This window comes from Dactylosporangium sp. CA-139066 (genome assembly GCF_050936175.1).
In the GTDB taxonomy this organism is placed as follows: Bacteria; Actinomycetota; Actinomycetes; order Mycobacteriales; family Micromonosporaceae; genus Dactylosporangium.
Genome location: NZ_JBNJNH010000001.1, coordinates 3,298,723 through 3,317,476, shown reverse-complemented (window position 1 = coordinate 3,317,476; position 18,754 = coordinate 3,298,723). Strand labels below are relative to the sequence as shown.

Below are 18,754 nucleotides of genomic sequence, written 5' to 3'. Positions count from 1 at the left end.
GCCACGGCCGGGTCCTGCCTGGACCGAATCCGGCCGTGGCGTCATGATGCGGCGAGTGCTTCGGTGGGCGAGAGGCGGGCGGCCCGCCACGCTGGGTAGATGCCGGCGCAACCGCCGATCACCAGTGTGGCCAGCACGCCACCGACGGTGGCCCAGGCCGGCACGACGGTAGGCCAGTCCTGGTAGCCGGCGTAACCGGTCGTGACCGCGATGCCGATCAGCGCGCCGCCGACGCCGCCGAGCGCGGACAGCAGTTGCGACTCGGCGAGGAATTGCAGCCGGATGTGTCCCCGGGTGGCCCCGAGGGCGCGGCGCAGGCCGATCTCGGCGCGTCGTTCCAGTACCGAGATCACCATGGTGTTGGCCACGCCGACGCCGCCGACCAGCAGGGCGACAGCGCCGAGTCCGAGGAGCAGACCCGACAGTGCGGTGTCGGTGGCCTCTCTGGCGGCGAGGGCATCCGACGGCCGTGACACCTTTACCTCGTTCGGGTGTTCCGGATTCGCTGTTCTGGCCAGCATCGCCTGTACTGACACGACGGCGTTGTCGCGGGTACGGGCGTAGATGACCGTCGGGTAGCCGTCGAAGCGCAGCTGGGCGGCCGCCACTTGCCAGCCGATCAGCGCGGCGTTGTCCAGTTCGGGTGCGAGGGGTACCTGGTCGAGCACGCCGACCACGGTGAACCATTGGCTGTCCAGCCAGACCTTCACGTCGGGGCTGGGTGCGGCGATGCCGAGTCGCTTCGCCGCGGTCGAGCCGAGCACGATCGCGGGGTAGGTAGCGGTCGCGGCGTTGAGCCACGTCCCGTGGATCACGCGGGCGTGGACGGCGTCGAGCAGGTCGGTTCGCGCGGCCAGCACGGCGATGCTGCCGGTCTGGGCCGACGGTATGTGTTCGCTGCGGTAGACGTGGGCGTCGGTCTTCCCGATGGCGGTCACCGAGGTGACGTCGGGTATCCGGCCGACCATCGCGACGGCGTCGGTGGGCAGGTGTGACTCGTCACCGAGGACCGACTCACCCGGGTTGATCTTCAGTAGGTTCGTGCCGAGCTGGGCGAGCTTCTGATCGATGTGCGCGCGGCTGGAGCTGGCGATGCCCACGACACAGACCATGGCGGCGATACCGATCGCGATGCCCAGCGCGGCGAGCATCGCGCGAAGCGGGCGGGTGCGCAGACCGGTGGCACCGACCCGGGCGACGTCACGCGGCAGCAGGCGGGATCGCGCCGTCATTGCATCCACCCCGCTGGCTCGTCGCTCGAAGACTCCAGGTCGGTGCGTGCGGCGCCGCGCAGCGAGCCAGGGTCGTCGCTCACGCCGCGCGGCGGCCGGCAGTCGGTCACCTGCCCGTCGCGGATTTCCACGCGTCGCGGCATGCTTGCGGCGATGTCACGGTCGTGGGTGATCACCACGATCGTGGTACCCGCTGTGTGCAGCTCGTGCAGCAGTTGCAACACGTATGCCCCGGACTCGGAGTCGAGGTTTCCGGTGGGCTCGTCCGCCAGCAGCAGCGATGGGTCGCCGATGACCGCGCGGGCGATGGCGACTCGCTGCCGCTCGCCGCCGGAGAGTTCGTGCGGTTTGTGGGTGAGTCGATGGCCGAGCCCCACCCGGCGCAGGGCTTCCCCCGCGCGGCGCCGCCGCTCCCGCAGCCTGACGCCCGCATACAGCAAGCCGTCCGCCACATTGTCCACCGCTGGTATGCCCGCCGCGAGGTGGAACTGCTGAAAAACGAACCCGATCGTGCGCCCGCGCAGCGCCGACAGCTGCCGGTCGGACAGGCGCGAGACGTCTTGGCCGCCAATCGTCACCGAGCCGGTCGTCGGCAGGTCGAGCGCCCCCATCATGTGCAGCATCGTCGACTTCCCGGAGCCGGACGGCCCGACGATGGCGACCAGCTCACCCGGTCCGATGGCCAGCGACACGTCCCGCAGCGCCGTGACGCCCCCCGGGTACGACTTCCCGACCCGATCCAGCGTGATCATGAAGGAACCCCGACCAGCGTGCCCTCGACGATGCCGTCGCCGGTGACCTGCACCCGCCCGTTGGCGAACATGCCCAGCTGTACGGTCACGTAGTGGCTGGTCGAACCGTTCATCACCTGGACGGCGGTGCCGCCCTCGGCGAGCGCGACAAGCGCCGCCACCGGCACGGTGAGCACGTTCTCCACAGTCGCCGCGACCAGCGTGACCGTGACCGGCGCCTGGTCGAGCGTACCGAGCTTCGACTGGTCGGCCACGGTCACCGTGACGTCGATCGTCGCCGGGTCGGTTTCCAGCCGGCCCGCTACCGCCACCGACCCGACGTTTCCGACCGTCCCGGCCAGATTGCTCCCGTCGGGCAGTGTGACCGTCGCCGAGCTGCCCTGCTTGGCTATCGATTGCAGGGCCACGTCAAGCGCGACCTGCACGACTCTGGTGGTACCGGAATAGCTGAGCACCTGGCCGTCGGCCGGGTCACCGAGCTGCAGATCGACGGTCGCGACCCGTACCGCGGTGGGCGCGAGCACGACCGCGGCCGGATCGAAGACGCCGGTCTGCGTCAGTGAGCGGTCCTTCTGCCACCTACGCACCGCCGTCGCGGTCGCCGACGTGTACGTCGTGTCGACAGTGATTCCGGTGTAGCCGAGGGCGGTGAGGTTCTGCTCGAGCACCTTCACGTCCGCCCCTGTGTCCCCGGTCTGCAGCGAGCGGTAGAACGGGCGGTCGCCGTAGAACAGCGACACCGGCCGGTTGTCGACCTGGTAAAGCTGCTGGCCACGGTTGACCACCACGCCCAGCGCCGGTAGCCAGGTGACCGTTCCGCTTCCGTGCGCCTTGACCCGCACCGGCGTTCCATAGCCGAGCGTTCCATTCACCTGCTGCGTCTGGGTCAGCGTGCTCCGGGTGACCGGGGTGGTCGCAAGCGCCGGACCGCTGCTCTGCGGCGAAGGGTTCCCGCCGCCACCGACGCCGCCGAACCCGACCGAGGCCGCTACAACCGCCGCGGCCACGAGAAGGGTCGAACCGGCAACCGCGGCAACACGCAGCCGGGTCACTTGTGGCCCTCCTTCCCGTCCGTTCCCAGCTTGTCCTTGCACGCCGCATCGGCCGCCTTGTAGATCGGATCGTTGAGGATCTGATCCTTGCCCACGTTCGCGAACCGGCCTCCAAAATGGCTCTTGCCGGTGTCCGGGTCGGGATCGCTCACCTCGACGCCGTGATCCCGCATGCACGCGGCGTACGCCCGCAAGCCCTCCAACCCCTGCGGGTTCATGCCGGCCGCTTCCCCACCGTTGGGCAGGAACTGCCGGCAGGCGCCCATTGCCGAGTCCCAAGCGCCGCGGTCGACGGCCGGTGGCGTCAACGCCACGTTGCCGGAGTTGGGATCGGGGTCCGGCACGTTCTGACCATGCTCACGCATACACGCCGCAAACTGCTGGAACGACCCGGCGCTGGTGGGTGACGCCCCACCGTCCGGCGATCCGCCACCGGGCTTGTCGCCGCACGCCGCTGCAGCCGCGAGCGCCGCCAGCAGGAACGGCACAACGAGGATTCGTCTCATGGCCCTGAGGTGTACGCCCGGGGGTGCGGCACGGGCGCGTCGCCGCATGTCGGACGGATGCAAACTGCACCGACGCACAATGGGCAGATGCGAGTACTCGTGGCCGAAGATCACGTTACGCTGGCCAATCGGATCGCCGAGGGATTGCGCGATGCCGGGATGGCGGTGGATGTCGTCCACGACGGTGCGGCCGCGCTGGCCCGGGCCGGCTACACGGCGTACGACGTGATCGTGCTCGACCGGGACCTGCCGGCGGTACACGGCGATCAGGTCTGCCGGTCGCTGGCCGCCGAAACGGAAGGGCCGCGCATTCTCATGCTCACAGCCGCCTCAAGCGTCGACGACCGAGTCGACGGGTTGGAACGCGGGGCCGACGACTACCTGGGCAAGCCGTGCGCGTTCGAGGAACTGGTGGCGCGGGTACGCGCGCTGGGCCGGCGTGCCCCGTCCGCGCCGCCGGTCGCGCGCCGGGGCGACGTCACCGTCGACCGGGCCCGCCACCGGGCCAGCCGCAGCGGGCGGACGCTGTCGCTGACCCGTAAGGAATTCGGCGTGCTGGAGATGCTCGTGGCGGCCGACGGTGCCGTGGTCAGCGCGGAAGAGTTGCTCGAACACGTCTGGGACGAGCACACCGACCCGTTCACGACCGCGGTGTCGGTGACAATGGCCCGGCTGCGACGCAAACTCGGTCCGCCGCCGGTGATCGAGACCGTCGTCGGAAAGGGATACCGGATGTGAGGCGACCGAAACCAACCCTCCGGGTACGCCTCACACTGCTGTACTCCGGCCTCTTCGCCGGCGGCGGCGCCCTCCTCGTGGTGATCACCTATGCCCTCGTGGCGAACCTGCCGACGGCCTCGGAAGCGCGCCAGGTCCGAGTGCCGGGCGGTGGGGTGGACCGCTCGGTGGTGCAGGCGCCGGACCGGCAGACGTTCGAGCCGATCTGCGAACGGGCCTTCAGCACGAACACGAAACAGATCGACCCGAATCTGCGGGACAAGTGCGCGTTGGCCTACCAGGTCTGGGGGGCGCAGAGTCAGCGCGAGGCGACGCTGTCCCATCTGGTCCAGTACTCACTGACCACGCTGGCGGCAGTCGTGGCCCTCGCCGCGGCGGCCGGCTGGCTCGTCTCGGGACGGGCGTTACGGCCGGTCCACAAGATCGCCGCCGCGGCCCGGACGGCCTCCGAGCACAACCTGTCCGCACGGGTCGCGCTGACCGGCCCCCGCGACGAACTGCGGGAACTGGCCGACACGTTCGACGAGATGCTCGGCCGGCTGGAAGCGGTATTCACCAGCCAGGAGCGGTTCATCGCCAATGCCAGCCACGAACTGCGGACCCCGCTCATGGTGATGCGCGCCGCCGTGGACGTGGTCCTCGCCAAGCGGGCGCCCACCCAGGACGAACTGCACGAGATGGCCCGGGACGTCCGCGAAGCCGTCGAGCACGCCGAGGCGCTCATCGAAGCCCTGCTCACACTGGCTCGCAGCGGTCGCGGGCTGACCGCCCACGAGGACGTCGACCTGGCCGCGATTGCCGAGGAGGTCCTGGACTCGGTCGAACCGCGCGACCGTGCCGCGCATGCGTCGCTGGCCCCCGCCATCACGACCGGCGATCCGGTGCTCCTGGAACGCCTCGTCGCGAACCTCGTCGACAACGCCGTACGGTACAACGATCCCGGCGGCCACTTCTGGATCACCACGTCCACCCAGCACGGCCAGCCGACGCTGGTCGTGGCCAACACCGGCCCGGTCGTCCCATCCGAGGCGACCGACGCCCTGTTCGAGCCGTTCCACCGCCTGCACGACCGCACCACCCGTGACGGTTTCGGGCTCGGCCTGGCCATCGTCGCGTCGATCGCCACGATGCACCACGGCACCGTCACCGCCCGCCCCCGACCGGCCGGCGGCCTCGAAATCGTGGTCACCCTGCCGCCATCGACCACACCGTGGCTCGATCAGCCATTCGATGAACCGGACACATCCACATGCGCCATCCCGACCGCGAACTGACAGTCCGCCGACGCGATACCGGGAATCGGCGCCCCGCTGGGTTTCGGCGCCGCTGGTTCGGCGGCTTGCTGGCCGGCCGCCGGAATTGCCCGCGGCACCGGGACACTGCCGCACCACCCACCCGGTTGACAGCATGACCTGCAAGCCGATCCGATGGCTTCGTGAAAGCCGTCATTTACAGCCGCTATGGAGGGCCTGAGGTCCTGCATCTGGCGGACGTGCCCATGCCGGTCCCGGGCGATCAGGACGTCCTGATCAGGGTACGGGCGGCGGAGACGACCAAGTCCGACTGCGAGTTCAGGAGCTTCCGGTACTCGGTGAAATGGCTCTGGCTGCCGCTACGGATCGCGGTTGGGATCAGAAAGCCGAGACGTCGCGTCCTGGGCGGCTACTTCGCCGGTGAAGTGGTGTCGGTGGGCGGGCGGGTCACCCGCTTTGCCCCGGGCGATCAGGTCTACGGCTCCGCCAGCCTGCGCTTGGGTGCCTACAGCGAGTACCTCGTCCTTCCCGAGCGGGCCGCCATCGCACCCAAGCCACGGAATATGACGTTCGCTGAGGCCGCCGCGGTCCCACTCGGCGGACTCAACGCTCTGCACTTCATGCGGCGCGCCAGTATCAAGCCCGGGGAGCAGGTGCTGATCAACGGGGCCGGCGGCAGCATCGGCGCCCATGCCATCCAGATCGCCCACTCCTTTGGCGCACAGGTCACCGCGGTCGACCACGGGATCAAGGAGGACCTCGTCCGACGCCTCGGGGCCAGCGATTTCATCGACTACACCACCGACGACGTCACGACCACAGGCCGCAGGTTCGACGTCATCTTCGACATGGTCCCCGGGAGTCCGTACCGCCGTCTCGTCGGCATGCTCCAACCGGGCGGGCGGTATGTCAACGGTAACCCCCGCCTGTCGGTCCTCGTCCGCTCGGTGCTGACAACTCGTTTCACCGACAAGACCGTCACCGTGGCATTCGCCCCCGAAACGAAGGAAGCCCTGGCGACGATCACCGAAATGATCGAAGCCAGTAAGATCCAATCAATTGTCGACCGGGTTTACCCGATGTCGGAGGTGACCGCCGCCCACCGCCGGGTCGAGACCGAGCAGCGGCTGGGCGCAGTCGTGATCACCATCGGTGAGCCGGACGAGCTGGCCGGCCTCTGATGGATTCAGGCGTACGAAGCGACCCGCGGACGCCGCGCATCGAGACCTAGGAGGTGACAAACGTAGAGCCGGCAGCATCCGCTATGCCGCAGACAAGGCGTGCCCTGTCTCAGGCAGGCGTCACCGTGCGTGAACGGCGAGGCCCGGCCGACGACGCGTGAGCGGGTCTCGCTGGGGTGGGGCCCAAACTCGCGAACATCGAAATCGGTGAGATCTCGGTGGCGCCGAAACTCAGCGACATCTGGTGCCCAAACTCGCGAACAAAACCAGGTCGCGCCGTCGGCGGGCTGTTGATCCAGGTTGCACCCGTGGTTGGGGATCGGCGGCGGATCCGGGCCTGCCAAGCGTGGTCAGGTGGTGAGGCGGTGGGTGAGGGCGGTGTGGCGGCGGCCGGCGCCGACGGTGCGCACGGCGGCGGCGAGGGCGCGTCGGGAGCCGACGAGGACGACGAGCTGTTTGGCTCGGGTGACGGCGGTGTAGAGCAGGTTGCGTTGCAGCATCATCCAGGCGCTCGTGGTCAGGGGTATGACGGCAGCCGGGTATTCGGAGCCCTGGGAGCGGTGGATGGTCATGGCGTAGGCGTGGGCGAGCTCGTCGAGTTCGTCGAAGTCGTAGTCGATGGACTCGTCCTCGTCGGTGCGCACGGTGAGGGTCTGCTCGTCGGTGGACAGGGCGGTGATAACGCCGAGGGTGCCGTTGAACACCCCGGCCTGCCCTTTGTCGTAGTTGTTGCGGATCTGGGTGACCTTGTCACCGATACGGAACACCCGGCCCCCGGACCGACGCTCCGGCTGGCCGTCACGGCCGGGGGTGAGCCGCTGCTGCAGCAGGGAGTTCAGCGCGCCGGCGCCGGCCGGGCCGCGGTGCATCGGGGTGAGGACCTGGATGTCGCGGCGCGGGTCGAAGCCGAATTTGGCCGGGATGCGGGTGCAGGCCACGTCGACGGTGAGCGCGGCGGTGGCTTCGGTGTCGTCGCAGGAGAACAGGAAGAAGTCGGTCATGCCCTGCAGCTGCGGTGGTTTGCCGGCGTTGATGCGGTGGGCGTTGGTGACGATCCCGGATTGGGCGGCCTGCCGGAACACCTGGGTGAGCCGCACCTGCGGAATGTTGTCGGCGGCGAGGACGTCGCGGAGGACTTCGCCGGCGCCGACGGACGGCAGCTGGTCGACGTCGCCGACGAGCAGCAGGTGCGCGCCGGGCGGGACGGCTTTGATGAGCTTGTTGGCCAGGATCAGGTCGAGCATGGACGCTTCGTCAACGACGAGGAGGTCGACGTCGAGGGGGTTGTCCCGGTCGAACGAGGCGTCGCCTCCGGGGCGCAGCTGCAGCAGGCGATGGACGGTGGCGGCGGGGTGGCCGGTGAGCTCGGCGAGGCGTTTCGCGGCCCGGCCGGTCGGCGCCACCAGCGTCACCTTGGCCTTCTTCGCGGCAGCGAGGGTGACGATCGAGCGGACGGTGAAGCTTTTCCCACACCCCGGACCGCCGGTGAGGACAGCCACCTTCGACGTCAGCGCCAGCCGCACCGCCTGTTCCTGCTCCGGCGCGAGAGTCGCTCCAGTGCGGGCATGCAGCCAGGTGAGGGCTTTGGGCCAGTCGACGTCGGTGAAGTGCGGCATCCGGTCGGCCCGATCCCGTAGCAGCCGGGTCAACGCGCCGGCGAGGGCGGTTTCGGCGCGGTGGAACGGCACCAGGTACACCGCGGTCACCGGCCCGTCCGGTCCGGGCACCAGTTCCCGGACGACGCCTTCCTCGGCAGCGAGCGCGTCGAGGCAGGTGCCGGCGAGGGGCGCCGGCACGTCGAGGATCTTGACCGCGTCGGCGATGAGCTGTTCCTGGGGCAGGTAGCAGTGCCCGGCGTCGGTCGCCTCAGACAGTGTGTACTGCAGGCCGGCCTTGACCCGTTCCGGGCTGTCGTGCGGGATCCCGACCGCCTGGGCGATCGTGTCAGCGGTCTTGAACCCGATCCCCCACACATCGGCCGCGAGCCGGTACGGCTCGGTCCGTACCACCGTGATCGACGTGTCGGCGTACTGCTGGAAGATCCGCACCGCTAGGGACGTGGACACGCCGACGCCCTGCAGGAAGACCATCACCTCCTTGATCGCCTGCTGTTCCTCCCACGCGGCGGTGATCTTCGCGGTGCGTTTCGGGCCCAGGCCGGGGACCTCGACCAGCCGGCCGGGTTCCGCCTCGATGACCCGCAGTGTGTCGAGGCCGAAGTGCGCGACGATCCGCTCGGCGAACACCGGTCCGATGCCCTTGACGAGGCCGGAGCCGAGGTAGCGCTGGATGCCCTGGATCGTGGCGGGCAGGACCGTGGTGTAGGACTCGACCTCGAACTGCCGCCCGTACTTCGGATGGCTCGACCAGCGGCCGACGAGGCGCAGGCTCTCGCCGGGTTGGGCGCCCAGCAGCGCCCCGACCACGGTCAGCAGCTCGTCGCCGCTGCGGCTGGTCGCGACCCTGGCAACAGTGTAGCCGGTGTCCTCGTTGACGTAGGTGAGCCGTTCCAGGACGGCCTCGAGCACGGCGCCCGGCGGACGGGTGGAGGCGGCGGTCGCGGTCACGGCGACCATCGTGCCCGCTCGCCGGTCCATCTCGCCAGACCACCCAGGGCACGTGTAAAAGCCCGCCGTCGCGCGGGATCTGGCGCGCTGGCGAGCCGTTCTCCCAGCTCGGCTAGGACCACGAGGAAGTGCCGGCTGTGTGGTTGCGGCCGTCTCGCCTCCCGCAACGCCAACATCCCCGCCAACCTCCCCGCCGTGTGGGCCATCCTCGGCCAGCCGGTCCGAGCCGAATCCCTCGCCCGCGGCATCACCAACCCGTATCGGCACGCGGAGGCGTTGGCCGCACTCGTCCGGACGCTGGCCGAGGCCGGTGACGCCGACCGGGCCCGGCGGCTGGCCGCCGACGCCGAGGCGATCGCCCGCAGCGTCACCGACCCAGTCCGGCAGGCGTGGGCGCTGGCCGGGCTCGTCCGGGCGGTAGCCGAGGTCGGTGACGCCGACCGGGCCGAGGCGATCGCCCGCGGCATCACCGACCCGTACCAGCAGCGGGCGGGCGTGGACGCCGACGTCCATGCCCGCCGCAGCCGGGATCACCTCGGACGTTCGGCGCGGCGCTCCCCTGAGCGGGCTTCGCCCGGTGCGCCATTCGGAGATGCCGGGCCGGCACGGCCCTAACATCGCTCATATTTCGGTATGTGTGGATGGGGCCGGCGTGGCGGCAGGTGTCTCCCGCCGGGTGACACCGCCTACCGCAGCACGGCAGCCGCCGCGCCGGCCCACCACCCCGCGTGCCTCGCGCGCCACGAACAAGGGGGCAGCTCGCGCTGCCCGCCCGGTCACTCGCAGGCAACCCCATCCCCGTCACGGTCCAGGCCGGACCGATAGCCGGGGTCGCCCCGGTGCAGCGGCGCCGCGCCGACCGCTCTCGCCGCCGCGCAGTTCTTGTAGTAGAGGTCGTCCGCATCGGTCCGGGGATGATCGTCTGGGCGGTGCGGTCGGTCCGTAGGCCGCGCATCGGTCTGAGCCGCTGTTTGAGCTGGTCGTGGTTGGCCTCGACCCGGTTGTTGGCATGCCGTTCGATGTGGTGCAACGCCGAGGGAACGAGCTCATCGAGCACCGCCGGGTACACCGGCGCCGCGTCGGTGATGACTTCGGTGGGTCGCACCTTCAACGTGGCTATCGCCCGGCGGAAGAACCGGCGTGCCAGCACCTCAAGGTCAGGATGCATCGGGGCGATGATCATCACCGAACCGGTCGGCCGGAGAACCATCGTCATTGAGACCGAACCGTCTGATGCGTTTCGCGCCAGTTCGGTCGCCGGTCAGCTCGTGGAGGTGCGCGAGGTACCGCAGAGCGCGTCTGTCGCCGGAGTTCACGGCGCCGAGGGCAAACGAACGAGCGCCGGGTAGGTCGCCAGTCTGCTCGCAATGCCGAGACAGAAAGCGCATCGCTGCTGTGTCGCCGCTGTCTGCGGACCGCTCGTATAGGTCGACGGCCGCAGCGCGGTCGCCGGCGCGCCAGTGATATTCGGCCAAGCTGCGCAGACCGATGCCGTCGCCGTGGTCGGCAGCGCGTCGGGCAAGTTCTGCTGCACCGGTGCGGTCACCGATGTTGATTCGCAGCCGGGCAAGCGACCGCAGCGCCACCGTGTCGCCGAGTTCTGCCGCCCGGCGATACAGCGCTTCTGCACCTGTCGGGTCCCCGTTTCGTTCGCGCATCCGAGCGACATGGCGCAGTCCGACCGTGTCGCCGCGATCAGCGGCTCGGTTGGCGATCAGTTCAGCGCCGGGCCTATCGCCTGCCAGTTCGCGCATTTCGGCCAAGCCGCGAAGCGCCACGCCATCGCCGCGATCGACCGCCTCGCGGTAGAGCTCTTCTGCTGTGTCAAGATCACCGGACCGGCGGGCCAGGTCACCCAGCGCCCGCCATGCGACCGCGTCGCCGCGCTGCGCGGCGTCACGGTAGAGCGTCTCCGCAGCCGCCACATCGCCCGCTCCCGCTCGTAATTCGGCCAGCGCGCGTAGGCCGACGGTGGCGTTCCGGTCAGCAGCCTGCCGCGCCAGGTTTTCCGCGGCCGACCGGTTGCCGGACTGCTCGCGCCATCGGGCGGCAACCCACAACCCGGCGACAGCGCCGCGATCGATGGCGTGTCGGATGAAAACCTCAGCCACGGCGGGTTGTCCTGCCTGCCGGTGGAGCATGGCAAGCAGCACGAGGGCCAGCGCGCTTCCCTCGTCGGCGGCACGCCGGAACAATTGAGCGGCACGGTTATACCTGCAACGCGCAGCCGCATGTTCGCCGACGATGCACAACGTGTCTGGATCGATGTCCGCCATGACGAACGCGTCCCAGAACGAGTGCGGTGGAAAGACGTTCGCGCGCGCTGCGGCGACGGTCTGTTCGAGGTGATCGGCGAGGCGATAGACCCCATCACCGGTTGCCGGCCCAGGGCCGGGACGCGGACGGGCCCTCGTGAGTGGACCGGGCGTCCCGTGACACGGTCGTGCGGTGAATGCGAGTGCATCGGTGAGCCAGTCGTCGTCGAGTTCGTTCCACTCGAGGTCGGTCATGTATCCAGGCGCAGCGAACGCCAGCAAGGCGCGCGGCAGGTGAACGGGACCACCGAACCGACGAGCGTCGATGGCGACGTGGATGACTGCGCGTGCGGTGACGGGTGCGTTGCGGTAGCGCTGGAGCAGCTCCGGAACGCCGGCAAGGTGCTGGGTGACCCGGCCGGCCGAGGCATGCTCGAATGCGTGGCGCAGCCGGACGTCGGTGGATGCGACGCGCTGCAGCGCCGTGAGATCTGCTGGATTAAACGCGTCCGGCACCGGCAGGTCGTGACCACCGAGAAGTTCGCGGGCCTGCGCATGTGGGTCAGGCCGCCCCGGTGTCGGCGGCGACATCAGCGTCGCCCAATACTGCGGCCACATTGTGCCGATCACAAGCACTGGCCCACGTTCGGGCTCGGTGATCAACGTGCGCAGCCTGGCCGATACCCGCTCACCAAGATCCGCGTTCGCCGGTAGTAGGTAGTGCTGCGCCTCGTTCAGCCACACAACCGTGCACGGCCCTACCCGATCCAATTCCTCGGCCGCCGCGAGCGGCCGACTTGGATCAATCGGATGCCATAGCCGCCACCGATCCGATAGATCCTGGATCGCCTCCCAACACGCGCGGGTCTTGCCGGTCGAAGATTCGCCAACCAGTACCACCAACTGGCTCCGCCCGCCCGCAGCAGCCTGCACCGCACTGCGGAGACGGGCGTCGTGAGCGCGGGGCACGTATGGCGGGAGTTCCGGTAGGGTTTCGTGCTGGCCCGGCACTTCGATTGCCCGGTGCACCTCGAGGGCGAACGGGCTACAAGCTCCGATGGGCTTGCCCAGCCGCGTTGCATCCGCAGCGGTCGATGTCTGGCCGGTGCGTGGCCGTCCGGCGCGGCCAGCCGTGTCCTGCCGGGCCTGCTCGTGCAAGTGTTGCCACCAAGACCAATTCCGCGGCACGAAATCACTGCTGTGGCTGGCAGCCATGGGCTGCAGGAACGTCACAAGAAACCGCAACGCGCCTGGATCCGCCGGCAGATGCCTGCCGCCGAACCAATCACTGAGGCTCCTCGGAGCCAACCGCACCGGCGGCTCCTGGCGCTCGGCCTGCCTGATCAGCAATCGATGCTCCGGTCTGCCGGCCGCCTCGTACAACTCCTGCAGCGCCGCAGCGAACCGCTGCCCGGCCGACCGCTCCACATTCACGGGATCACTACCACGATGCAGCATCCGGACCGGATCCGGACCGGAGTACTTCTCACCGAATGTGAGCTGGCCACTCTCGCACCGTAGCCGAAAACGCCTCATCGGAAATCGACCGGACCGACATAACCGAGGGACGCCAACGCCCACCAAGAACGATGGAGTCCCCGATGCCGGCCCCTGCCGACCTGCTCAACGCGACGACCTTGACCACCAGCGCCGCTGGCGTCATCTACGCTGCCGCCATCGCCACCACAGCACTCACCGCGATCTTCGCCCGAACGTCTGCCCGCCGCCGTGCCGCCATTGAAATCCTCAAGATCCTCCTTCGCCGCAACCGCTCGCGTTGACCAGGGCGGATTCGCCGTGTGAGCGTTCGTGCAGGCTGCGCCCTCCGTACGAGGCGAGCAGCGACCCGCCCGGCCCACTGTCGAGTCGCTCGATCTCGGTCGCGACGTTGTAGAACGACTCGGCGCGTAGGAAGAACCCGGTGCGTGGCTTGCTGATCGGAAGGGCCGGCCGAACCTGTTCGAGTAGCGGATCAAGGCTCGCTACCGTTCGTTCGAACCTCTGGTAAGTGGCTGCGGCCATGCTGGTTGGCCTCCGCCCACGGGACCTGACAGGCCCGTCACGGATCGTAGGAGATGAGGTAGATCCCGCGGTCGCTGACGGCGCACACGCCGCTGCCGTCGGGCAGACAGCAGAAGTCGCTGAGCGCTTCGTCGACCCGGATCGCGGCGACCGCGACTCCGTCGGCTGGCGTCCAGGTGCACAGCAGGCCGTCGGTGCCCGCGGTCACGAGCCAGCTTCCGTTCGGTGCGACGGCGCAGCCGGCGACCGGGCCCGTGTGCCCGCGCAGCGTGCGGTGCTCCAGGCCGGTGCAGGGGTCCCAGATGCGTGCGGTGCCGTCGTCTCCGGTGGTCACGACCCAGCTTCCGTCGGGGGCGATGGCGCAGGATGTGACCTCGCCAGCATGCCCGCCGAATGTCGCCGTGTGCGTACCGGTGGCCGTGTCCCACACCCGTGCCGTCCCGTCCCGGGAGACCGTGACAATCTTCGCGCCGTCGGGGGTGATGGCAGCGCCAGTGATGCGGCTGTCGTGGCCGGCGAGATCGGTGCGGGCCTGGCCGGCGTCGAGATCCCACACCGTGGCGCCGCCGTCAGCGGCGCCGATGATGAGCCACCGGCCATCCGGTGCGATTACGCAGGCAGCCACCGATGGATGTCCGTGTATCGGCGTGTCGACGATGTCACCGGTGGCGGTGTCGTGAATGCTAACCGTCCCGTCACGGGTAGCGGGTGACGAACCAGCTGCCGTCAGGGGCGAAAGCGCAGTCCGTCAAGGGCTCTCGGTAGGGCGCCGTTGCGTTGTCTGATCGGGTGACACGCTGAGCCAGCATTCCTGTCTGGCTCAGATGGCGCCGACGAGTTCGGTGAACGCCGCGGCTACGCGGAGTCCGCGTGGGGCGTCAAGTCCCAGTTCGTAGTTGCCGCGGCGGACGTTTTGCATGAAGGCATGCCCGGCGATGATGATCTGCGCGGTCCGGTCGGTGCGCAGGCCGCGCATCGGTCTGAGCCGGTGCTTCAGCTGGCTGTGATCGGCCTCGATCCGGTTGTTGGCATAACGTTCGACGTGATGCCACGCCGACGGGACCAGCTCGTCGAGGACCGCGGGGTACACCGATGCCGCATCGGTGATGACCTCGTTGGGCGTCACCTTCAACGTGGCCAACGCTCGACGGAAGAAGCGGCGGGCCGTGACGAGCACGTCGATGACCTGGCCGTACTGGTCGAGGGCGCGGTACACGTACCGCCACCGGCCGTTGACCTTGACGTAGGTCTCGTCGACATACCACCTGTCGCTCGGGGAATGCCGGCAGAACCGGGCGGCGTCGGCCAGCAGCGGCGTGAACCGCTGGACCCAGCGGAACGCCGTCACGTGGTCGACATCAACATCCCGCTCGAGGAGCAGTTCTTCGACATCGCGGTACGAGAGGTTGTAACGCAGGTACAGCCGGACGGCGACCACGATCACCTCCGGCGGGAACCGGAACCCCGATGAACGCTGACCGTGGTGGCGAAGGCGGAAGCCGGCTCGGAACCTTCATTGCTCAAGCCTCGATCTTGCCGGCAGCGAACGGAACAGAGCCCATTCTTCTGCTCGACCGCAGCCACACCGAGAAGATCCTTCGCGACTACGTCCGCCATTTCAATGACCACCGGCCCCACCAGGGCCGAAACCAGCTCGCCCCGAACGACGACCCCACCGTCATCCCCCTGTCAGCAACTCGGGTCCAACGCCGTCATGCCGTCGGCGGCCTCATCTACGAGTACCTCGCAGCAAGCTGACTGCAGGCCGGAGCCCCAGCTCACAGCCGGTGGAGCCATTCTGGAGCATTACGGCCGGGCGCTGTAGTCCGTGGCGCGGCGATGGTTAGGGCAGTGGCTCAGTGAGGTACCGCTGGATGGCCGGTGCGCAGAACGCGACGAGCGTGGTGCGGTCGAGGTCGACGAGGGGTTCGACGCGCACGACGTAGCGGGCCAGGGCGATGCCCATGAGGTGCGCCCCGGCGAGGGCGGCGCGCACGTCGGCGTGGTCTTCCGGCAGGTGGGGCAGGGCTTGGCGGAAGAGGTTGGCGCCGAGGATGGCGCGCAGCCGGTCGGCGGCCTTGTCCGAGGAGATCGCGGAGCGGGCGATGGCCAGGATCGGCTCGGCGGTGGCCGGGTCTTCCCAGAGGTGCAGATAGGTGTCGACCATCCGCTCGCCGAGCCGCTCCGCGTCGCCGGCCAGGGCGGTCAGCATCCGCTGCACGATGCTGTCGGGGATGTGCAGGGTGGCGGCGAACAGGTCGTCCTTGCTGCCGAAGAAGTGCCGGATCAGGCCGGTGTCCACCCCGGCCGCCGCGGCGATGACCCGCAGTGACGCCCCGTCGAAGCCTTTCGCGGCGAACTGATCGCGGGCGGCGGCCAGGATCGCCTCGCGAGTGCCGCTGTCCCCGCCGGCCCGCCGGCCGGTGCTCCGCCGGCCGCCAGGCTTTCCGGCGGTCTGTCCGGCAGTTTCGCCGTGCGTAGGTGCTGTGCTCGCCACCGCTGTAGCGTAGCTCATCATGCGTTGACTTCCACAGGTGTGGAGTTTACGGTTGGTGAGAACTCCTCAACCGTGGAATTGCAATGTCGGCAGCTCAGGGAAGGGCATCCGTCATGAACCAGTCGAGCTCCGCGACGTCGCCGGACGGCGACGCGGTCATCGAAGTCGCCGGGCTGGTCAAGTCGTTCGGCGCGTTCAAGGCCCTCGACGGCCTCGACCTGCGCGTCACCCGGGGCGAGGTGCACGGCTTCCTCGGCCCGAACGGTGCGGGGAAGTCGACCACCATTCGGGTGCTGCTGGGCCTGCTCAAGGCCGACGCCGGCCTGGTCCGGGTGCTCGGCGGCGACCCGTGGCGCGACGTCGTGACCCTGCACCGCCGTCTGGCCTACGTGCCCGGCGATGTGTCGCTGTGGCCGGGCATGACCGGCGGTGAGGCGATCGACCTGCTCGGCAAGCTCCGCGGCGGCCTCGACGAGGACCGCCGCGAGGAACTCATCGAACGCTTCGAGCTCGACCCGACCAAGCGCGGCCGGCAGTACTCCAAAGGCAACCGGCAGAAGGTCGCCCTGGTCGCCGCGCTCGCCTCCGACGTCGACCTGCTCATCCTGGACGAGCCCACCTCCGGCCTGGACCCGCTGATGGAGGCGGTCTTCCAGGAGGAGATCGCCAAGGAGAAGGCCCGCGGCCGCAGCGTGCTGCTGTCCAGCCACATCCTGTCCGAGGCCGAGGCCCTCGCTGACCGGATCAGCATCATCCGCGCCGGCAAGGTCGTCGAGACGGGCACGCTGCAGCAGCTGCGGGGACGGACCCGCAGCACCATCCACGCCGTGTTCACCGGCCCGCCCGCCAGCCTGGACGGGCTGACGTCCATCCACGACGGCACGCTGCAGGACGGGCGGTTCACCGGCACCGTCGACGCCGACCAGCTCACGACGGCGATGGCCGAACTCAGCCGCTACCCGCTCACCTCGCTGACCGTGGCACCCCCGTCCCTGGAAGAGCTGTTCCTGCGCCAGTACGGGACCGACACCGAGGTTGAGGCGGCGCGCTGGGGTACCGCCGTCACGGGCGGTGCGGCATGAACCAGACCCTGACCGGCGCGCGGCCGCTGCTGCGCGCCGCACTCAAGCAGGACGCCCGCAACATCGGCCCGTGGATCGTGCTGATCACCGCCCTGTCCGCATCGTCGGTCCTCGCCTACGCCTGGGTGTTCCCCGACCTGCCGGCCCGCCAGCAGCTGTCGTCGACCCTCGGGTCGAACCCGGCGCTGAGCCTGATCTTCGGCCCGGCCCGGGACCTGCTCACCGCCGACGGGTTCAACGCCTGGCGGGCCGGCGCCCTCGGCGGGTTCTTCGCCGCGCTCATGGCAATCTTCATCGTCGTACGGAACAGCCGCGCCGACGAGGACTCCGGCCAGGCCGAACTCCTCGCCTCCGGGGTCATGGGCCGCCAGACCCGCCTCGCCGTCGCCATGCTCATGGCCGTCCTCGCCTCGATCGCGCTCGGTGTCGTGTCGTGGCTGGTCACCGTCGCGTTCGGCGGCGGCTGGACCAACTCGCTCGCACTGTCGGCGACGTTCACCGCGTCGGGCCTGATGTTCGCCGGGGTCGCCGGGATCGCCGCGCAGATCGGCTCCGACGCCCGCGCCGCCAACAGCATCGCCGTGGCCACCCTCGGTATCGCCTTCATCGTCCGCGGCTACATCGACGCCAGCCAGACGGGCGGCTGGGCGGTCTGGCTCACCCCGCTCGGCTGGCTCGAGCAGGTCCGCCCCGCCACCGCGAACAACGGCTGGCCGCTGCTGCTCGCCCTCGGCCTCGCGATCGTCCTCGCCGGGGTCGCCCTGGCCCTGCACGCCCGCCGCGACTTCGGCCTCGGCATGATCGCCCCGCGCCGCGGCCCGGCCCGCGGCGGCCTCGTCGCCTCGGTGTGGGGCCTGGCCCTGCGCATCAACCGCGGCTCGCTCATCTCGTGGCTGGTCGCGTTCGCCGGCCTGGGCCTGGTATTCGGGTTCCTGGCCACCTCGATCGGCGACGTGTTCGCGTCCAACCCGAACATGGGCGGGCTGATCAAGTCCGGCGCGACCACCCAGGCCGGGCTGATCTTCGGGTTCCTCGTCACCATCCTGCAGCTGGTCGGGATCATCGCCGCCGTCCTCGGAGTCCAGGTCGTCATGCGCATCTACGCCGAGGAGACCGACTACCGCGTCGAACCGGTCCTCGCCGGGGCGTTGAGCCGCGTCAAGTACCTGGCCAGCAACGCGATCATCGCGTTCGCCGCCCCGGCGGTCGCGCTGCTCGTCGCCGGGACCGTCATCGGCCTCGTGGCCGCGAGCGCCGAACCCGGCATCGCGGTCGGCGACGTCGTCCTGCAGGCCCTCGCCACCATCCCCGCGGTGTGGACCCTCGTCGGGCTCGCCCTCGCTGTGGTCGGCGCGAACCCGCGGGCGCGGCTGGCCGGCTGGCTCGGCGTCGTGGCCACGTTCGCCCTGACCCTGCTCGGCCCGCTGTTCAAGCTGTGGAACTGGATCCTCGGCATCAGCCCGCTGTGGCACGTCCCGAACGTCACCGCCACCAGCCCCGACTGGTCCGGCCTCGGCATCGTCACCGTCGTCGCCATCGCCTTCACCGCCGTCGCGTTCGCCGGGTTCCGCCGCCGCGACGTCATCTAGCCCACCAGCCACCGACGGAAGGAGGTCT

At 69.6% G+C, this 18,754-nt stretch carries 16 protein-coding genes and 3 pseudogenes; 8 read left to right on the top strand and 11 right to left on the bottom strand.

The genetic code is table 11. The features are described 5' to 3' along the window. Positions 1-41: 41 nt before the first annotated feature. Genes ACQEVU_RS15085 through ACQEVU_RS15070 form a run of 4 tightly spaced genes read right to left on the bottom strand, consistent with a single transcriptional unit; the run spans position 42 to position 3,542 of the window. Positions 42-1,232: an ABC transporter permease gene (locus tag ACQEVU_RS15085; RefSeq protein ID WP_433323774.1), complete on the bottom strand. Its 1,191-nt coding sequence runs from the start codon at positions 1,230-1,232 to the stop codon at positions 42-44. Next, on the bottom strand, positions 1,229-1,984 hold the full coding sequence (locus ACQEVU_RS15080; RefSeq protein WP_433323772.1) for an ABC transporter ATP-binding protein: 756 nt from the start codon (positions 1,982-1,984) through the stop codon (positions 1,229-1,231). The genes ACQEVU_RS15085 and ACQEVU_RS15080 overlap by 4 nt, the downstream gene beginning before the upstream one ends. Then, a complete protein-coding gene (locus tag ACQEVU_RS15075) occupies positions 1,981-3,036 on the bottom strand; it encodes a peptidoglycan-binding protein (RefSeq protein WP_433323770.1) in 1,056 nt (351 codons plus the stop codon). Before ACQEVU_RS15075 ends, ACQEVU_RS15080 begins: the two co-directional genes overlap by 4 nt. Further along, positions 3,033-3,542: a hypothetical protein gene (locus ACQEVU_RS15070; RefSeq protein WP_433323768.1), complete on the bottom strand. Its 510-nt coding sequence runs from the start codon at positions 3,540-3,542 to the stop codon at positions 3,033-3,035. The genes ACQEVU_RS15075 and ACQEVU_RS15070 overlap by 4 nt, the downstream gene beginning before the upstream one ends. Before the next feature lie 87 nt (positions 3,543-3,629). Here ACQEVU_RS15070 and ACQEVU_RS15065 point away from each other — a divergent pair, with 87 nt between their 5' ends. The 3 genes from ACQEVU_RS15065 to ACQEVU_RS15055 all read left to right on the top strand — a co-directional run bounded on the left by ACQEVU_RS15065 (position 3,630) and on the right by ACQEVU_RS15055 (position 6,714). Continuing rightward, entirely contained in the window at positions 3,630-4,280 is a 651-nt protein-coding gene (locus ACQEVU_RS15065) for a response regulator transcription factor (protein WP_433334944.1), read from the top strand. Then, positions 4,277-5,554, top strand: coding sequence for a sensor histidine kinase (locus ACQEVU_RS15060; protein WP_433323766.1), 1,278 nt, complete (start codon positions 4,277-4,279; stop codon positions 5,552-5,554). Before ACQEVU_RS15065 ends, ACQEVU_RS15060 begins: the two co-directional genes overlap by 4 nt. A 161-nt stretch (positions 5,555-5,715) precedes the next feature. After that, positions 5,716-6,714, top strand: coding sequence for an NAD(P)-dependent alcohol dehydrogenase (locus ACQEVU_RS15055; RefSeq protein WP_433323764.1), 999 nt, complete (start codon positions 5,716-5,718; stop codon positions 6,712-6,714). Positions 6,715-7,064: 350 nt separating this feature from the next. Here the strand turns inward: ACQEVU_RS15055 and recD2 are convergent, their stop codons facing one another. Then, positions 7,065-9,290 carry an SF1B family DNA helicase RecD2 gene (gene recD2 / locus ACQEVU_RS15050; RefSeq protein WP_433334942.1) on the bottom strand — a complete coding sequence of 742 codons (2,226 nt, stop codon included), beginning with the start codon at positions 9,288-9,290 and terminating at the stop codon, positions 7,065-7,067. A 186-nt stretch (positions 9,291-9,476) separates the two neighbouring features. Between recD2 and ACQEVU_RS15045 the strand changes: the two genes are divergently transcribed. Beyond that, entirely contained in the window at positions 9,477-9,896 is a 420-nt protein-coding gene (locus ACQEVU_RS15045) for a hypothetical protein (protein WP_433335378.1), read from the top strand. Between the two features lie 161 nt (positions 9,897-10,057). Here ACQEVU_RS15045 and ACQEVU_RS15040 read toward each other — a convergent pair. From ACQEVU_RS15040 to ACQEVU_RS15030, 3 genes and pseudogenes are all read right to left on the bottom strand, one after another. Further along, positions 10,058-10,156, bottom strand: a pseudogene (locus ACQEVU_RS15040) (excalibur calcium-binding domain-containing protein); the annotation flags it as partial. Positions 10,157-10,200: 44 nt separating this feature from the next. Then, a pseudogene (locus ACQEVU_RS15035) lies at positions 10,201-10,449 on the bottom strand (DDE-type integrase/transposase/recombinase); the annotation flags it as partial. Continuing rightward, positions 10,439-12,970 carry a tetratricopeptide repeat protein gene (locus ACQEVU_RS15030; RefSeq protein WP_433323762.1) on the bottom strand — a complete coding sequence of 844 codons (2,532 nt, stop codon included), beginning with the start codon at positions 12,968-12,970 and terminating at the stop codon, positions 10,439-10,441. The gene ACQEVU_RS15030 and the pseudogene ACQEVU_RS15035, both read right to left, overlap by 11 nt. Before the next feature lie 167 nt (positions 12,971-13,137). On the opposite strand from ACQEVU_RS15030, the gene ACQEVU_RS15025 reads away from it, so the two are divergent. Next, positions 13,138-13,317 (top strand): hypothetical protein, encoded by a 180-nt coding sequence (locus tag ACQEVU_RS15025; protein WP_433323760.1) that lies wholly within the window; start codon positions 13,138-13,140, stop codon positions 13,315-13,317. 278 nt (positions 13,318-13,595) lie between these two features. Here ACQEVU_RS15025 and ACQEVU_RS15020 read toward each other — a convergent pair whose 3' ends face one another. Then, positions 13,596-14,201 (bottom strand): WD40 repeat domain-containing protein, encoded by a 606-nt coding sequence (locus ACQEVU_RS15020; RefSeq protein ID WP_433334940.1) that lies wholly within the window; start codon positions 14,199-14,201, stop codon positions 13,596-13,598. Positions 14,202-14,378: 177 nt separating this feature from the next. Then, a pseudogene (locus ACQEVU_RS15015) lies at positions 14,379-15,026 on the bottom strand (IS6 family transposase); the annotation flags it as partial. Here ACQEVU_RS15015 and ACQEVU_RS15010 point away from each other — a divergent pair. Then, the gene (locus tag ACQEVU_RS15010) at positions 15,026-15,316 is read left to right on the top strand and encodes a hypothetical protein (protein WP_433323758.1); all 291 of its coding nucleotides are present in this window, start codon (positions 15,026-15,028) and stop codon (positions 15,314-15,316) included. The pseudogene ACQEVU_RS15015 and the gene ACQEVU_RS15010 sit on opposite strands and share 1 nt — an antisense overlap. 85 nt (positions 15,317-15,401) lie before the next feature. Here the strand turns inward: ACQEVU_RS15010 and ACQEVU_RS15005 are convergent, their stop codons facing one another. Next, positions 15,402-16,055 carry a TetR family transcriptional regulator gene (locus ACQEVU_RS15005; protein WP_433323756.1) on the bottom strand — a complete coding sequence of 218 codons (654 nt, stop codon included), beginning with the start codon at positions 16,053-16,055 and terminating at the stop codon, positions 15,402-15,404. 113 nt (positions 16,056-16,168) lie between these two features. On the opposite strand from ACQEVU_RS15005, the gene ACQEVU_RS15000 reads away from it, so the two are divergent. Then, positions 16,169-17,137 (top strand): ATP-binding cassette domain-containing protein, encoded by a 969-nt coding sequence (locus ACQEVU_RS15000; protein ID WP_433323754.1) that lies wholly within the window; start codon positions 16,169-16,171, stop codon positions 17,135-17,137. Next, positions 17,134-18,726, top strand: a complete 1,593-nt coding sequence (locus tag ACQEVU_RS14995; protein ID WP_433323752.1) for an ABC transporter permease — start codon at positions 17,134-17,136, stop codon at positions 18,724-18,726. Before ACQEVU_RS15000 ends, ACQEVU_RS14995 begins: the two co-directional genes overlap by 4 nt. Positions 18,727-18,754: the final 28 nt, after the last annotated feature.

Excerpts from the sequence above, each read along its gene's own strand:
- ACQEVU_RS15065 (WP_433334944.1), top strand. The coding sequence starts at position 3,630 with ATGCGAGTACTCGTGGCCGAAGATCACGTTACGCTGGCCAATCGGATC.
- ACQEVU_RS15025 (WP_433323760.1), top strand. The coding sequence starts at position 13,138 with ATGCCGGCCCCTGCCGACCTGCTCAACGCGACGACCTTGACCACCAGC.
- ACQEVU_RS15000 (WP_433323754.1), top strand. The coding sequence starts at position 16,169 with ATGAACCAGTCGAGCTCCGCGACGTCGCCGGACGGCGACGCGGTCATC.
- ACQEVU_RS15080 (WP_433323772.1), bottom strand. The coding sequence starts at position 1,984 with ATGATCACGCTGGATCGGGTCGGGAAGTCGTACCCGGGGGGCGTCACG.
- recD2 (WP_433334942.1), bottom strand. The coding sequence starts at position 9,290 with ATGGTCGCCGTGACCGCGACCGCCGCCTCCACCCGTCCGCCGGGCGCC.
- ACQEVU_RS15070 (WP_433323768.1), bottom strand. The coding sequence starts at position 3,542 with ATGAGACGAATCCTCGTTGTGCCGTTCCTGCTGGCGGCGCTCGCGGCT.
- ACQEVU_RS14995 (WP_433323752.1), top strand. The coding sequence starts at position 17,134 with ATGAACCAGACCCTGACCGGCGCGCGGCCGCTGCTGCGCGCCGCACTC.
- ACQEVU_RS15085 (WP_433323774.1), bottom strand. The coding sequence starts at position 1,232 with ATGACGGCGCGATCCCGCCTGCTGCCGCGTGACGTCGCCCGGGTCGGT.
- ACQEVU_RS15010 (WP_433323758.1), top strand. The coding sequence starts at position 15,026 with ATGAACGCTGACCGTGGTGGCGAAGGCGGAAGCCGGCTCGGAACCTTC.